Here is a 1330-nt window from a genome sequence, read left to right as displayed (position 1 = left end):
GCCCCGACCGAATATCGGTCGGCCCCCCGGCAGTTGGCGGTCCGGGCGGTGAGGGTCCGTCCGAACCGCCGTGTCACGCCTCGACCATCGCGCGTCCGCAGGCGTAGGCGATCGGACTCACCAGCTCCCGGGCCTCGGGTAGCCAGCGGTTGGCCTCCGTGGGCTCCCGAGCCCACGTGGCCGTCCCGCTCGGCCCCATCTGCGACGGCGGCGCCACCACGTAGTCGCCGTCGCCCCGGCACACCAGGTCGATCGCGCTCGAACCCCACCCTGCCCGGCGGAGCATTTCCGGCATCTTGTCGCGCGCACCGGGGAGCACGAAGAACTGCATGCGCCGCGTGGACGTCGCGATGACGGGTCCCACGGCGAGGCCCAGGCGTTCGAGGCGGGCCAGCGCGAGGCAGCCGGCCGGTTCCGGTACGTCGATCACCTCGAAAACCCGCCCGGTCGGCAACAGGATCGCCGAGTCCGGGTACTCCGACCACCAGCGCCGGATCATCGCCGGCCCGCTGGCGGCCTGCGCGGCCCAGTCGCGGTGCAGCGGGTGCGCCCCCGGCGCACTGCACGCGGGGTGGCCGCAGCTGCAACGCCTGCCGTCGGCGCCGTTCTGGACCGATGTACCCGGCACCACGTCCCAGTGGCGGTCCTCCGCATACCGGACGGCTGTCTCAACGAGCGTGTCGCGGGCCAGCTTCCGGGCTCCAAGGATCTCTTCCACGCCTTCACAACTCCCGGGCGAAGGGTTGGTTACTGCGCACAAGAGCGTTATCGACCCCCCACCCCGAATCTCACCCGAACGGGAGGCCCGCCGCCGGCCGCGGGGTGTCGCGGGGCCGCACCCGAGCAACACTCCGAGCACATACGGCCGTACGCTTCCGCGTCGGTCGCGGGGTTGTCGCGGGGCCGCACCTGAGCAATGCCCCGAGCACATACGGCCGTACGCTTCCGCGCAGGTCGTGGGGTCGCGGGGCCGCACCTGAGCAATGCCCCGAGCACATACGGCCGTACGCTCACGCGCCGACCGCCGCGGCCGACTCATGAGCCGGCGCCTGTGCGCCGCAACTGCTCCCACCGGAAGCGCCGCCGCCCGCCGCCCGCCGTACCGGCGTCGCTCGCCACCCACTCGCACCCGTATGCCGCACCCGGGAGCGGCAGTCGTGTGCCGCAGTCGTGTGCCGTGTGCCGTGTGGGTGTGCGGTGTGCGGTGCGCTCCGGCCATGCGCCGCTGCGCTGCGCCGCGCACGGCCCACCGCAATCGCCGCCGCAACCGCTCCCACCGGAAGCGCCACTCTCCGCCGCCCGCCGCCCGCCGCCCGCCGCCCGCCGCCCG

General features: G+C 74.1%; 1 protein-coding gene. It reads right to left on the bottom strand.

The genetic code is table 11. The features are described from left to right. Window positions 1-73 precede the first annotated feature (73 nt). Complete coding sequence (locus ACRX5S_RS32590) at window positions 74-718, bottom strand: bifunctional DNA primase/polymerase (protein WP_436776788.1); 645 nt, start codon at window positions 716-718, stop codon at window positions 74-76. Between the last annotated feature and the right edge of the window lie 612 nt (window positions 719-1330).

Source organism: Yinghuangia sp. YIM S09857, assembly GCF_051388915.1.
GTDB lineage: Bacteria > Actinomycetota > Actinomycetes > Streptomycetales > Streptomycetaceae > Yinghuangia.
Note: the sequence above shows the minus strand (reverse complement) of the source record. Positions and strands in the feature narration are given on the sequence as shown.